This window comes from Mesorhizobium sp. AR10, assembly GCF_024746795.1.
In the GTDB taxonomy this organism is placed as follows: domain Bacteria; phylum Pseudomonadota; class Alphaproteobacteria; order Rhizobiales; family Rhizobiaceae; genus Mesorhizobium.
Genome location: NZ_CP080524.1, coordinates 539,979 through 553,503 on the forward strand (window position 1 = coordinate 539,979; position 13,525 = coordinate 553,503).

Below are 13,525 nucleotides of genomic sequence, written 5' to 3' on the forward strand. Positions count from 1 at the left end.
GGTGAGGCATGGGCAAATCTCTTCGTATTGCCGTCTATCACGACAGGTATCCGACCAGTTTCGTTACACCGCGAACATCCAGACATACGATCCTGCGCAAGCGATTTCTGCCGCTCAACCTGGTCTCACCCAAGCTTGACGGTGTGACCTTGATCGAACCTGCCCTGTCGGTCGACATGGTGCATGCATTCAACCGGATACCGGTTAATTCCTCGAAGTTCATCATCACCTTCGAATCCCATTTGCCGCGTCAATTCGCCCTTCGCAAAGACGGGCTGATGGCGCGCTATCTGGCGTCGCGAATTACGAACTCCGGCTGTCGCCGCATTGTTGCCTTGTCGCATTTTGCCCGCAGATGTTTTCTGGCCCAGCACGCCGACAATCCGCAGTTGAGCCTTCTCACGGCGAAGCTGATGGTCCGCCATCCGAACATCGTGGTGCCGGCCGTGGACGATGCGATGTCCGAGGACACTGCGGAGGAACTTGTGCTGACATTCGTCGGCGCCCATTTTGGCCGCAAGGGCGGGTGCGTTGCGGTCAAGATCGCGGAAAAGGCGATAGAGCAGAATTTGCCGATCCGGGTGAATATCGTTTCGAACCTGCAGGTTGGCGGCCACATATGGACAGATCCGACAACTACCGGGTTCTTCGACCCCTATATCAGGCTGCTCGAATTGAAGAATGTCCAGCATCACGGCGCATTGCCAAACCATTCGGTGCGGCAATTGTTGCGCAATTCGCATTTCGGCATCCTGGCAACGTTCGGTGACACATTCGGATACTCGGCGCTGGAATCGATGTCGGAACATACGCCGGTTCTTGGGACCAGCGTCTGCGCCCTGCCAGAGTTCCTGGAGGATGGCGTCAACGGGATTTCATTGCCCGTGAGACTCGACGAGGTCGGCGACTGGTGGAACCCGGGATACGACTTTCGCGGCGACGCGAACTATGCCCAGTATTTCCGCGATGAAGTCGAGCGCCTCGCCAGTCTGACCATCGAACGGTTGAAGACGTATATCGGGCAACCGAAGCTGATGGCGCCGCTCCGGCGCGAAGCCCGCAGGACGGCGGAAACGATGTTCGCCGCGGAGTCCGCGGGCGCATTCCTTGATGGGCTCTACGACCGCGTGGCACTGGAGAGGACGAAGGAGCCGGCGCAACTCGATCCGACCCTTGATGTTTCGTCTCCCCAAGCATTGCCGCTTGAGCCAGCCGGGCGGAAAGTACCCCGACCGCGTCGCGACATGCCGGTAGTCATCCCGGCAGCGCCGCGACTTCCCGGCAGCCTTGGCAGCGTGAGCAGCCGGCCACCAGTGCAGCCACGCCCCACAGGAGGTTGAGAACCCGGCCCCTTTGCCAATGGATTGGCCGACTGATTGGCAGAGCTTGACCTGCTCGTTCTCGGACCGGGACATCATGCCGCCGATTTGACTGTATAGGGCGACCATGGCTCTCGCCATATGAACGACCCTCACGATCCAGCGACAAGTCAGAAGCTGCCATTGGAGATTGACCCATGAATTTCACCCGCAGAAAGCTCTGGGCTCTGCTGGCTGCTCCGGCAGCTATGCAATTGGTTGCAAGGCGCGCCGCGGCGGAGAGCGTCGTCGCAGGAGACGCGAAACCTGTCCTCGACACGCTTCCTGATTGGTCGGCGGTCAAGCTGCAACTTTGGAAGTATAATAATCCTTTCGTACCGTCGCAGTGGAGCGAGCCCAAGCTCGGGGGCTATGACTGGAAGGCTGCGAACGTCAAGATCGTCGACGGCGCGCTTCAGCTAACCGTCAGCGAGAAAGCGTCCGCTGAGGTCATATCCGGCGGCAAATCGGATTTTTCATCGGCAAAATGGGAGGTGGACGTTACGCTCCCGACGATGAAGCCAGGGCTTATTGCAGCTCCACTTTGGACGTTCAACAAAGACGCCCACGAGGAGATCGATTTTGAGATCGTGGGCACAAAAGGGCTGCAGCTCACTGTTTGGGCAAATGTCAACAATGAGCACAAGAGCGTTTGGGTAAAATGGATCCTGCTCGGCGATCTCTCGGGCAAACGATACCGCATGGGCATAGAATATGAGGCCGGGAAACGCGTTGTCTTCTTCATTGACGGCAAGGAAGCTGCTGTCGTTACGCCGGCTGACACCGCTGGCGGCGCCTTTCCGAACAAGCCGATGAAGCCCTACTTTGATCTATGGGTTGCGGCAGGCGCGGTGATGGACACGCGCTGGGCAGGCAAATGGCAGCCGATGGCGCCTTCGGAAAAATTGGTCATGACGATTCATGGCTACAGGCGGACTGATGTTGGCCAGTGAGTGTGTAACAATCCAAGCTCTCTAGGCCATGCTTGGCGGCGAACGCCGCGGCAATGAGCTGTCTAGCGTCGAGAAGAGGTTGACAACTGCCGCCTGGGTTCAAAGCCACCTTTGCTGCATCGCAACATTTTTGGTGCTGTACAGTAGGTTTTTGTTGCACTGCAAAACTGATGCGTTAATCTCGTCGTGGCTTGAGCGCCACTCAGGCCATGCGTTGGCCACCAGCCCGGTGCGGCGCCCTAAATCGTGACACGGAGCGCATCGGGATCGTCCTGGCGTGCAGCATTTTCGGTCACCATGCCCGCCTTGAGGCCGCTGGCCTAGCCGCGGAATCTGCTGACGAAATGAGGTAACTCCATGAAGATCGTGGTCGAAAACACAGTCTGCCTGAACACAGGGGATGCAGCGATTCTCCTGGCGATCCGGCACATCCTCAAGGCAGTCGCCGGGAAGGACCTGCAGTTCTTCATCTTCGACAGCCAGCCCGAGGTCGCGGCGAGGCTCTATTCCAAGAAGGCGTATCCGGACCTCGAATTTCACAAGCTGCTGTCAGAGTCCATATTCAAATACCCGAACGGGCGCGGGCTGAAGAACCTGCTCAAGCCGATCTACAACAAGATTGTCCTTCAGGCTCTGCGTTGGTTTGGCGCCAGTAGCGCGCTTGGCACGTTTTTCAGCGCGAGCGATCGTCGCAGCCTCGATATCTACTCTGGCGCCGACCTCGTGGTCACGACAGGCGGAACCTATCTCGTCGAGAACTACAATCTCGAAAGACGCCTCAATCAGTTCCGGCTCGATGCCGTGCTTGGCAGGGATCCGGTCTTCTTCACGCAATCCCTCGGCCCGTTCAACAGAAGTTACAACCGCCAGGAATTGAGCCCGATCTTTGACCGCAGCCCGCTCATCCTGCTTCGTGACGAACGATCCCGAAACCATATCCAGGATCTGGTGAAGGATCTCGGCAAGTGCCACGTGGTGGCCGATGCCGTCTTTGCCCTGGCTGATACCGACAGGATCGGAAAATTTCTGGCCTCCAGCCAGCCGCCGGCACCGACGGGCCGTGTCGCCATTTCCGTCCGCCACTGGAACTATGTCAGCGACGGTGAAGGCGGCATGCGCCGCTATCTCGATTCGATCCGCGAGATCGCGACGATTCTTGTCAGGGACCACGGCAAGGAGGTGACCTTCGTCTCCACGTGCCAGGGTGTGCCGGAATATGCCCATGACGATTCCAAGACCGCACGGGCGATCGTCGCCGAACTCGATCCGGAGATCGCCAAGCATGTGACCGTGGACGCTGCGTTTCACACGCCGGATCAGTTGATGGCGCTGGTGAAAGGGTTCGACTTCGTGGTCGCCACGCGTATGCACATGATGATCATGTCGCTTTGTGTCGGCACGCCGGTGCTGCCAATCGCCTATGAGTTCAAGACCAAAGAAGTGGCCAAGCGGATTGGTGTCGCCGACGTGCTGCTCGACATCGACACAGTGACGCCTGAGGAAGCGAGCGAAAAGCTCGGCAGATTTGCAGGAAACCTCAACCTCTATCGCCAGACCAGCCTTCAGGCAGTGCTCGAGGAGCATGCTTCGGCAATGTCGGCCACAAACCTGCTGGCGCCGCTGATCGACGGTCGTTCAGCGGATGTTGCGCGCGGCATTGGACAGGGTGGTGAACAAGGCGCGGCGCGACTGGGGGACGGCAAGCATGAGGATGAGACCGATCCCGTAATTGAGGGCAACCGCCAGAAACACCGCGAGCAGGTCTGACTGGCCGGTCAGCGACGCCGGCAACCACAAATATGCGAGCCAGGCGAGCAAGGCCGAAGCAATGAAAAGCCCCTGCATGACCAGGAAGTCGGCGGCAGTGACCGGACCGACGCGATGGACCAGTACGGCAAGCACGGGAACGCGCAGCACGTAACCGCTGATGGCATAGGCCGCGGCAACGCCGACGGCACCCCAGTGCAAGCCGACGATGAAGGCGGCGACAGTCGTCAGCGACGAATAGATGCCCCAATGGAACATGGTCTTCGTCTTGCCCTGACAGATGAATATCCACCCTGTCGTGCTTGAGACGGACTGGATCAGGCTGGCGATGCCCAGCCAGGCGAAAATCGGTGCTACTGACGCCCAACCCTGGCCGAAGAGAAGTCCCACCACCTGATCGGAGGTCAGCGTCAGCGCCGCGATGCCGGGCATGGTAATGGCAGCCAGCATCCAGTTGGTCCGCACATAGATGTCGCGAAATCGAGCCTTGTCTTCATGGATGCGGCTGAGCAGCGGCATCATCACGCGCGTCAGCGGCTGGTTGATGTTCTGCAGTGGGAACAGCAGGAGCTTGTAGGCACGGTCGTAATAGCCGAGCTCGATCGCGCCGGAATATTTTCCGATGAGAATGTTGTCGAGATTGCGCGAGAAGAAGTTGGCAAGGTTGAAGCCCGTCAGATTGGCGCCGAACGACAATATGTCGGCATCGACTTTCAAATCCGGCCGTAGCGGCGTCCATCGCGCCACCCGCCAGGCGGCCGCCAATGCGACAACGGCGGAAACAGCTGGGCCGATGACCAGCGACCAGTAGCCAAGCCCCGCATAGGCCGCGACCGCAGCGGCCAGAAGTCCGGCGGCGGCACTTATCACATCGTTCAATGCGAGCTGGCCGAATTGCAGGTGGCGATTCATCAACGCCAGCGGCACTGCGGCAAGACTGCCAAGAAGCAGCGGCAAGGCGGAGCCAAGGGTAATGCCGGACATGCGCTGATCGCCGTAGAACGCGGCGATGGCAGGCGCTAGGCCGGCCACCACCACGGCACTGCCCAGCCCGACGAGCGCACTGATCCAGAACACCTGGTTGAGCTGCTGGTTGCTGATGTCCTTGCGCTGAACCACAGCCTGCTGGAGGCCCAGGTTTTGAAGCAATCCAACGAAGGCCACGATGGGCCCGACGGAAGCCACCAGGCCGAAATCCTCGGGAACGAGCAGACGGGCGAGCACGATGACAGAGAGAAACTGGATCGCCATCTTGAAGCCCTGCGCACCGATCGTTACCAGCCCGCCACGAAGGGCGACACGACCGAACTGGGGGGTTGGCGGATTGGCGTTCATGAACCGAACCTCGTTTCGCCAAGCTGCGTGGCGATCTGTGCGAAACGCTCGTTCAGCACATCCGCGTTGAAGTCTGCCTCGATCTTCTTGCGCGCGGCGAGGGCGATCTGCTCGCAGGGCTTCGGATTCTCGGCGATCCAGGCAAGTTTGCTGGTCAGCGCTGCAATGTCTCGCTCGGGCGCGAGAAAACCTGTCTTGTTATCCTCGATCAGTTCGGGAATCCCCGAGTGATATGTGCTGACCACTGTCAGGCCGGCGGCCATCGCCTCCATCAGTGAAACCGGAATGCCCTCCAGATCACCATCGCGCGCGGCGACGCTGGGCAGCAGGAACACATGGGCGTCGCGCAGACGCTGCTTCACTTCGCTGTGCGGACGGGCCCCGAGAAAAGTTACTCTGTCGGCGATGCCGAGATCTGCGGCGGTCCCCTTCAGCTCCTCCAGAAGTTCTCCGCCGCCGATCACCGAATAGACCCAGTTGCGCTGCGGCAGGCCGGCGAGCGCGCGGAGCGCATACTCGATGCCCTTCTTTTCGGTCAGGCGGCAGACCGAGATGAAAGAAAGCGTGGCCTGCTCCCATGAACGCCACCGAAAGTCGATCTCACTCGGCCGCACGCCCATATGGTGAACCAGAACCTGCGCCGGCGGTGCACCAACCTCGATCAAGGCATCGCGGAAAAACGCATTCACCGGCAATTGAAGAGCGCCCTTTTCGAATACAATTTTGTAGCGCGCGAGCGTATTGTCATGCAGCGGCTCGCCGACATCACGGCCGTGAAATATCGTCATAAGGGGTGCGGAAATCCTGCCTCGCTTGATGGCGCGGGCCACGCGCATGCCGTTGTTGCCAAAATGGGCGACGATCAGGTCGGCGTTCTGCAATTTTCGCGCATGAGCGATGTCGATGGCCGTCGAGAGTTTATCCCAGAACCTGCCGGACCACTTCCTGAGCAGCGGGCGATAGCGCCCGAGGCCACCCCACCAGCATACGACCTTTCCAGGCAGCGACTGCCAGCGCGAATCGTCGATGTTGCTGTCCTTGCCGAAGGACGTCTCGTTGCAGACGACGCCGACCTCCATGCCGCGCTCAAGGCACCCAGCTATCTGGTCGAGAACGAAAGTTTCGGACAATGAGGGGAACTTGTCGACTACGAAGCAAATCTTCATCGGCAGGATGCGCTCGTACCGATCAAGCAGCCCGTTCCGAACCGTCCCTCATTGGGGCGGACAAGAGGCACGGAAACCTTGCGCAATGGCTGCAGGTCGACCGCGCTGGGAGTCGGTGCGACGACGGCCGGGCCGGAAACATCGTGCCCGAGGCACAAGACATGCAGCATGAAACTCTACCGCTGTTGGCCCACCCGCAGGGACGTTAGTACAGGTCTTGCTGCACTGCAACATTTTTGGTGCAGTGTAGCAAGATTTCCGGCAATTTGGCGTATCTGCTGACTAATCGCTGAGGAGCAGTCCGCCGGTAGTTGAAGGATCCGCCAGGACCTCGGCCATGCCGATATGCTTGGCGGGTTCATGTGCGGAGGCTGGCGCGGCCAGTTGGGCAACGATCTGCGCAAAACGTTCATTCAGAACATCGGCGTTGAAGTCTTCCTCGACCTTGCGGCGTGCGGCAAGCGCTATACGCTCGCATTCCTTCGGGTGTTCGGCCACCCAGGCAAGCTTGCCGGCGAGCGCTGAAACGTCTCGCTCGGGCGCAAGCAACCCTGTCTCCTGGTCCTCGATGAGTTCGGGGATCCCCGAGTGATATGTGCTGACCGCAATCAACCCGGCGGCCATGGCCTCCATGAGCGCGACCGGAATGCCTTCCATGTCCCCGTTAGTGGCGGTGATACTTGGCAGCAAAAAGAGATGCGCCATGCGAAGCCGTCTTTTCACCTCCATGTGGGGCAGACTGCCAAGGAATGTCACGCGACCCGTCAAGCCCAGCTCTACGGCCAGCTTCTCCAAATCCATCCGTAGTGGACCGTCGCCGATAATGTCGTAGCGCCAGTCTATCTGCGGATGGGACGCCGTCAGGGCGGCCAGGGCGCGCAAGGCGAACTCGACGCCCTTCTTCTCCACCAGGCGGCAAACCGTTGTCACGATCAGCTGGGTGCCTTCCCACGATTCCCAGCGATAGCTGATTTCGCGGGAATCAATGCCCATGTGGTGAACCGTGGTGCTCGCCGGAGACGCACCGGCTTCCAGAAGCAGCCTGCGGAAGAAGTCGTTGACCGGCAGGTTCAAGGTGCCCTGCTTGATCAGTCCAGCATATTGCGTTGCAAGCACAGCCTGCCGGGACGGGATCGCGACGTCTGCGCCGTGGAAGATGGTTATAACAGGTGGTTTGAGGGCCTTCCATTTCTTCAGCGCGGCCGCTCTTTCCCCGTTCTGTCCGAAGTGAGCGACAATCACGTCACAGCGGTTCAGGCGGCGTGCAAAAACCATATCAAGAGCGGTCGAAGCCTTGTATCGCAGGCGCGGCGGCAGCCGCCGCACAAATTCGCTGATTCCAGCGGCCCATCTCCACCAATGTTGGGTTTTGGCGAGCAGCGTCGCCATCGGCTCCGTTTGCCGGTCGATTCGGTCGTCACCTTTCGTCTTGTCGCACACGACCTCCACGTCGAAGCCCCGCGCCAGCAGCCCAGCCATCTGGTCCACGACGAAGGTTTCCGAAAGGAGAGGGAATTCGCCCACCACAAAGCCCACGCGCATAGCCCGCCCGCCCCAAAGGTTGGAACTTGGCCCAGACCCCCAAGCGGTCCGCTTCGGCACAAGTTCTAATGTAGACGGGCAGAATATACACGCCGAATGCTGCATTGCCACAAAAATATTGCGTTGCAGCAATCCATCGAGACGATTCGGCCAGGATCACCCGGGCAGTTGCCACGGAGCGCTCAGGGGCTCATGCAGCCTTGTGCAACTGCTGCCGCCGAGGCGCCAAGGTCAGGGCCGGACATTCGCTTGCGCGCAGAAAGCTAGGCGGCACGCTCCAGGCCGCCACGCCTGGCGTTGTCGAGAACGTCAAGGAACGTTGCAAACTGACGGTCTGGGTTCATTTGCCACCGCTCCGAAAACTGAAGTGCCGCCGCCGACAGCCGCTTGTACTCGGCCTCGTCGCTCCACAATCGCCTGACCGCTGCGACCCAATCGGCGAGCGGCGCGTCGTAGTCGAGCACGACGCCACCATCACCAATCGCTTCCGGCAAGCCGCCGCGCCGCGATCCAACGACCGGAATACCGCTGCAATGCGCTTCCGACGCCACCCGGCCCCAAGCCTCTTCCCACTTGCTGGGGGCAAGCAGGATTTTGGTGCGGCCGTAGACAGTCTTCATGTCGTTGGTACGGCTCTCCAGCGTGATATTCTTAAACGGCGCGATCGTTTCCATGATCCGGGCCCGATGATCGTCGTCAAGCTTCCAGCTTTCGACGAGCAGGAAGGGGATTTCGGAGCACGCCGCGGCGATGCGTACTGCAAGATCGAACCCCTTTTCCTCATAGGGATTGATCATCGTGACAAATTCACCGGTCGTCAGCGTGCTGTAGGACGCCGGATTGATGGTCGGCGGGATCACGGTTGAGTCGATGTCGAACTTTTCCTTGTAGGTGCGCGCGGTGAAATCGGAGTTGGCGATGTAGACCGCCGAATGAAGCTCGCGCAGGTCACCGGCCAGTTCGTGGAATTCGACATTCCGCAGATAGACAACCAGCGGCACGCCCAGCGCCTGCAGCTCTCTGCCAATCGGCACCGACTTGTGGCACTGCACGACCGCGACATCTGGATTCATCCTTTCGACCGCGAAGCCGGCCGCTTCCCAGGGAAACCACGCCCGCACCACCGGATAGCCCGGAAAATTGTCAATGACCGCGCGCTGACGAAGGAGCTTCATCTTGGCGCGCGCTTTGAAGCCGAACATGCCCTCGCCGAACAGCGCTGCCAGAACGGAGGCTTCGTGACCGTTCTCACGCAACTGTTCGACCAGATGGTGTGTGCTCGACTGAACGCCACCACTGAACTCCGGCGTGTAGCCGTTACCTCCCGCAAACAGAACTTTCATGGACTTGGCTCCTTGTTGCGCCTGCCTCTACGCCGCTATCCTGCCGATGCTGTGATACTCGATGCCGTGGCGGGCGATCACCTTGGGGTCGTAGAGATTGCGGCCGTCGAAGATGATCGGCGTGGTCAGCGCATCCTTCAGCGCGTCGAAGGACGGCGCCCGGAAGCTCTTCCACTCGGTGGCAATCAGCAGCGCATCGGCACCGCGCAGTGCCGCCTCCTTGGTCCCGCACAAAAGCAGATCGTCGCGCAGCCCGTAGATGGCCTGGCATTCCTGCATCGCCTCGGGGTCAAAGGCCTGCACATTGGCGCCGGCCTTCCACAACGCTTCCATCAAGACACGCGCCGGCGCCTCGCGCATGTCGTCGGTGTTGGGCTTGAACGCCAGGCCCCACAAGGCGAAGGTCTTGCCTTTGAGATTGCCCTTGAAATAGCGGTTCACCTTGTCGAACAGAACCGACTTCTGCTCGTTATTGCGCTCCTCGACCGCGCGCAGCAGCTTGGCATCGAACTTGACGCCCTCGGCGGTCTTGATCAGGGCGCGCACATCCTTGGGGAAGCACGAGCCGCCATAGCCGAGACCTGGATAGATGAAGTGGTAGCCAATGCGCGGATCTGAGCCGATGCCCTTGCGGACCTCCTCGATGTCGGCACCCAGTTCCTCGGCCAGATTGGCCATCTCGTTCATGAAACTGATCTTGGTCGCCAGCATGCAATTGGCCGCGTATTTGGTGAACTCGGCGCTGCGCACGTCCATCACGATCATCTTCTCGTGGTTGCGGTTGAACGGGGCGTAAAGCTCGCGCATCACTGCCTCGGTGTCCTCGCTGTCGGTGCCAACGATGATGCGGTCCGGCTTCATGCAGTCGGCCACCGCGGAACCTTCCTTGAGAAATTCCGGATTGGAGGCCACGTCGAAGGCCAGATCCTCGCGCCCGCGCGCCTTCAGCGTTTCGGCGATCCTGGCCTTTACCTTTTCGCAAGTGCCGACCGGCACCGTCGACTTGCCGACGACGATCTTGGCTGTCTCCATTTCCCGGCCGATGGTCTCGGCGACCGCCAGCACATATTTGAGGTCGGCCGAGCCATCCTCGCCAGGCGGCGTGCCGACCGCGATCATCTGGATCTCGCCATGCTTGACCGCGGCGGCGGCGTCGGTGGTGAACTTGATGCGGCCGGCGGCGTGATTCTCCTTGACGAGGTTTTCCAGCCCGGGCTCGAAAATCGGAACCAACCCCTGGTTGAGCCGCTCGACCTTGTTCTCGTCGACATCGACGCACACCACCTGATGCCCGACTTCCGCCAGCACCGCGGCCTGGACGAGACCGACATAACCTATTCCAAAGACGGTCAAATTCATTCGGTTTGGTTCCTGTTCATGACCTTGGACGCGGCCGGTGCGGCCGCTTCAAATGCGATCTTACTTGATGCTGCCGACACTGCATGCCAGCGATTCTGGAAACTGGCACGGCTCACCCAATGCGGTGAACGCGACGCGCTCCACCTGCATCGAGACCTTGCGGCCGGGATCCGAAAAGGCGCCCATCCAGTTGGTCAGCTTGTCGCTGCCCCACAGGCTGAAGAATATCTTTTGCGAATGGGTCGGCAGTTCTGCAGGGTCCGTCACTTCCTGGACAAGCTTGCCATTGACGTAGAAGCGCAGGCGGTCCTTCTCCCAGACGAAGCCATAGTCGTTGAAACCCTTGTCGGTGCCACCCTCGACATCGGCAAGCTTTTCATTCTTCGGCTTGCCGGAAATGTAGGTGTTCACCTGGACCTTGGACGTGTCCTTGGTCAGGACCTCGAAGTCGATTTCGTCCCAGGGCTGCTTGTCGGCCGGACCGATGTAGGAAAAGAAGGCGGCGTTGAGGCCGGATCCGGTATCCGTCTTCATGCGCGCCTCATAGGTCCCGTAGCCATAGCGCTTCTTGGTCTGGATTTCGGCGCAGGCAAAATCGCGATCCTTCACCTTGCGCTTCTCGAAGCCGAGCGTCAGCACGCCATCGGAAAGCCCGACCAGGCTCTTCGACCAGGTGCAGTTCTGATGAGGGCCGTTCGACCAGCCATCGGAAACGTACCATCGGGCGCGATCGAAACTGGTGAAATCATCGACGAATGATGGCGAGCTCGGCATATCCTGGGCGCGAGACGGGATCGAGCCTGCAACCAGGCTTGCGAGAACGACCAGCAGAAGTGCAGCACCCGAGCGCAGCCGCCGCAGGCCCCGCTGCTGGATCTGGCGCGTGAACGGCATGCCATCGGCCATGACGTTGGAGGTATTCTTCGGATCAATATTCATACCAAACTTACCTTTGTGCTGTGCGCCCCAACCCAAAGTCACCAGTCGACCCGCTTGCAAAACGGGCCGCTCTCGATCCTCCGCCCCAAACTCTTGTATTGCCGTGCCAGATGTCGACGACCAAACGGACGCCCACACAGGATCTACACCGTCAGGCCGGACCCACACCGGTACGCTTGACGAATTCGGCCTCCGCGGTTGAACCTTGCGGCCCATTCTCCTCGACGAGCGCATCCAGCGAATGACGCAGATCCCTCATCAGGCTGTTCTGGCGCGCCAGCGCAGCGATGCGCTGTTCGCAATTCAGGATCGAGGTCGTCAATTCGCTGACTTCCGACGACCTGCTTGCGGACGCTGAGCCGTTCTCCATCGCCTCGACCAGAAAGGCCGCGTTCGTGGACTTCGACCGATAGCGATTCTCAAGCCCGGTTTTCTCCGCCGCGATCTCGGCCGCAATCTGATCGAACAGTTTTGCGAGACGATTGAAACGCGAGAGATCGGTCTGCCGGTCCCGGGCCGGGTCCCTGGAACTGAAGCCGAAAATCGAAGCCATCCGGTTGGCCTTCCACAATTGCTGCACCGCAACATACAGTGCCATCCCTAGGGCGAGTAGGCAACCTCCCAGTTTCAGAAAGAGGATTTTTCAGCGTTTCAGGCCATTGTGGCTCGACGGTGAGGCTACTTTTCCGCAACCGCGCTGGTCCCGGCCATGAGGAAGCGCAAGGGCGGCACCTGCTGCTGTTTCGATGAAAGGCCGGCGTGACGAAACAGCGCATCCAATTTGTCGGCGGCCACGCCCCAGACGATGGGAAAGAGGTTGGATTGGCTGGCCAAGGCATAGGCGGCGGCCGATGCCATGCCCCGCTCGGCCTTCACGTCGAGGAAATTCCGCAGCCGATATTTGTCGCGCACATGCCGTTCGTGCCTTCTCAGCACAGCCTTCGAGCCTTCCGGCAAACTCTCGATCTCAAGCAGCGCCAGATCCGCATCGGCCAGGCGCTTCAGATCCTGCGTCTTGTGCCGGCCACTCAGCGAATCAGCGCGAACGATCGCGCCGTAGCCGCAAGACCTGATGACCTTGAACCGCGCGCCACAGGCGACCGCACGGGCATAGAGCTCGTAATCTTCGCCCAGACGCAGGTTTTCGTCGTAGCGCAGCCCGTGCCGGTCGAGGAAGGCCCTGCTGATCACCGGCTTGAGGAAGCCCAGTTCGCCGCGCTGCACACGCCGCCTGGAGATGTTGCCTTCGATAAAGCGCTCGAAGTCGAGGAATTCCGGATCAGCCGAAAAAGACGGGGCGACGATCTTCGAGACGTCGGTGGCCGTGTCGTCCCTGATGAGCATGATGTTGTCTGCCGCGAAATCCCAGTCGGCGCTGGCGAACAATGTGCGAAATCTGCCCTCGAGGAAGAAATCGTCGGCGTCCAGGATGCTGAGGAATGGCGATCTGGACCCGGCAATCGCCGCATTGCGGGCAAACGAAGGGCCTCGATTGACGTCGAGACGCATCACCGAAAGCCTGCCGCTGCCGTCATCGGCAGCGCGGGCCACGTGCCCGGTGTCATCGGTGGACGCGTCGTCGACGACGACGACTTCCGCCACCTCCGGCTCGCGCAACGCCGAGGCAATGGCGGCCGGAATTGTCCCGGCCGCGTTGCGGGCCGCGATGATCACGCAGACCTGGGATGCTGTCATCGGCATAGATTGACCTCTCGATTGCACAAGTTATTCCGAATTCCGCGCCTCCCCCATTCGATACCCAG

Annotated in this window: 10 protein-coding genes and 1 pseudogene; 3 read left to right on the plus strand and 8 right to left on the minus strand. The window is 60.2% G+C overall.

Going from position 1 to position 13,525, the window contains the following annotated elements; all coding sequences use genetic code 11:
- Positions 1-8: 8 nt before the first annotated feature.
- From LHFGNBLO_RS05990 to LHFGNBLO_RS06000, 3 genes and pseudogenes are all read left to right on the plus strand, one after another.
- Positions 9-1,340, plus strand: a complete 1,332-nt coding sequence (locus tag LHFGNBLO_RS05990; protein WP_258605137.1) for a glycosyltransferase family 4 protein — start codon at positions 9-11, stop codon at positions 1,338-1,340.
- Positions 1,341-1,516: 176 nt separating this feature from the next.
- Positions 1,517-2,311 carry a family 16 glycosylhydrolase gene (locus tag LHFGNBLO_RS05995; protein ID WP_258605139.1) on the plus strand — a complete coding sequence of 265 codons (795 nt, stop codon included), beginning with the start codon at positions 1,517-1,519 and terminating at the stop codon, positions 2,309-2,311.
- A gap of 357 nt (positions 2,312-2,668) precedes the next feature.
- Positions 2,669-3,721, plus strand: a pseudogene (locus tag LHFGNBLO_RS06000) (polysaccharide pyruvyl transferase family protein); the annotation flags it as partial.
- 225 nt (positions 3,722-3,946) lie between these two features.
- On the opposite strand, the gene LHFGNBLO_RS06005 reads toward LHFGNBLO_RS06000, so the two are convergent.
- The 8 genes from LHFGNBLO_RS06005 to LHFGNBLO_RS06040 form a co-directional block, all read right to left on the minus strand.
- Positions 3,947-5,413 (minus strand): lipopolysaccharide biosynthesis protein, encoded by a 1,467-nt coding sequence (locus LHFGNBLO_RS06005; RefSeq protein ID WP_258605140.1) that lies wholly within the window; start codon positions 5,411-5,413, stop codon positions 3,947-3,949.
- Positions 5,410-6,579, minus strand: coding sequence for a glycosyltransferase (locus LHFGNBLO_RS06010; RefSeq protein ID WP_319944212.1), 1,170 nt, complete (start codon positions 6,577-6,579; stop codon positions 5,410-5,412). The genes LHFGNBLO_RS06005 and LHFGNBLO_RS06010 overlap by 4 nt, the downstream gene beginning before the upstream one ends.
- 282 nt (positions 6,580-6,861) lie before the next feature.
- Positions 6,862-8,121 carry a glycosyltransferase gene (locus LHFGNBLO_RS06015; protein WP_258605142.1) on the minus strand — a complete coding sequence of 420 codons (1,260 nt, stop codon included), beginning with the start codon at positions 8,119-8,121 and terminating at the stop codon, positions 6,862-6,864.
- A 263-nt stretch (positions 8,122-8,384) separates the two neighbouring features.
- Positions 8,385-9,464 carry a glycosyltransferase gene (locus tag LHFGNBLO_RS06020; RefSeq protein ID WP_258605144.1) on the minus strand — a complete coding sequence of 360 codons (1,080 nt, stop codon included), beginning with the start codon at positions 9,462-9,464 and terminating at the stop codon, positions 8,385-8,387.
- Positions 9,465-9,491: 27 nt separating this feature from the next.
- The gene (locus LHFGNBLO_RS06025; protein ID WP_258605146.1) at positions 9,492-10,823 is read right to left on the minus strand and encodes a UDP-glucose dehydrogenase family protein; all 1,332 of its coding nucleotides are present in this window, start codon (positions 10,821-10,823) and stop codon (positions 9,492-9,494) included.
- Between the two features lie 60 nt (positions 10,824-10,883).
- The gene (locus LHFGNBLO_RS06030) at positions 10,884-11,762 is read right to left on the minus strand and encodes a family 16 glycosylhydrolase (RefSeq protein ID WP_319944213.1); all 879 of its coding nucleotides are present in this window, start codon (positions 11,760-11,762) and stop codon (positions 10,884-10,886) included.
- Positions 11,763-11,913: 151 nt separating this feature from the next.
- Entirely contained in the window at positions 11,914-12,315 is a 402-nt protein-coding gene (locus tag LHFGNBLO_RS06035) for a hypothetical protein (protein ID WP_258605147.1), read from the minus strand.
- A 125-nt stretch (positions 12,316-12,440) separates the two neighbouring features.
- Positions 12,441-13,463, minus strand: a complete 1,023-nt coding sequence (locus LHFGNBLO_RS06040) for a glycosyltransferase family 2 protein (protein WP_258605149.1) — start codon at positions 13,461-13,463, stop codon at positions 12,441-12,443.
- Positions 13,464-13,525 lie beyond the last annotated feature (62 nt).

What these genes read in the sequence shown, in the direction of transcription:
- LHFGNBLO_RS06010 (WP_319944212.1), bottom strand. Translation starts at nt 6,579, where the DNA reads ATGAAGATTTGCTTCGTAGTCGACAAGTTCCCCTCATTGTCCGAAACT.
- LHFGNBLO_RS06030 (WP_319944213.1), bottom strand. Translation starts at nt 11,762, where the DNA reads ATGAATATTGATCCGAAGAATACCTCCAACGTCATGGCCGATGGCATG.
- LHFGNBLO_RS06015 (WP_258605142.1), bottom strand. Translation starts at nt 8,121, where the DNA reads ATGCGCGTGGGCTTTGTGGTGGGCGAATTCCCTCTCCTTTCGGAAACC.
- LHFGNBLO_RS06040 (WP_258605149.1), bottom strand. Translation starts at nt 13,463, where the DNA reads ATGCCGATGACAGCATCCCAGGTCTGCGTGATCATCGCGGCCCGCAAC.
- LHFGNBLO_RS05995 (WP_258605139.1), top strand. Translation starts at nt 1,517, where the DNA reads ATGAATTTCACCCGCAGAAAGCTCTGGGCTCTGCTGGCTGCTCCGGCA.
- LHFGNBLO_RS06020 (WP_258605144.1), bottom strand. Translation starts at nt 9,464, where the DNA reads ATGAAAGTTCTGTTTGCGGGAGGTAACGGCTACACGCCGGAGTTCAGT.
- LHFGNBLO_RS05990 (WP_258605137.1), top strand. Translation starts at nt 9, where the DNA reads ATGGGCAAATCTCTTCGTATTGCCGTCTATCACGACAGGTATCCGACC.
- LHFGNBLO_RS06005 (WP_258605140.1), bottom strand. Translation starts at nt 5,413, where the DNA reads ATGAACGCCAATCCGCCAACCCCCCAGTTCGGTCGTGTCGCCCTTCGT.
- LHFGNBLO_RS06025 (WP_258605146.1), bottom strand. Translation starts at nt 10,823, where the DNA reads ATGAATTTGACCGTCTTTGGAATAGGTTATGTCGGTCTCGTCCAGGCC.
- LHFGNBLO_RS06035 (WP_258605147.1), bottom strand. Translation starts at nt 12,315, where the DNA reads ATGGCTTCGATTTTCGGCTTCAGTTCCAGGGACCCGGCCCGGGACCGG.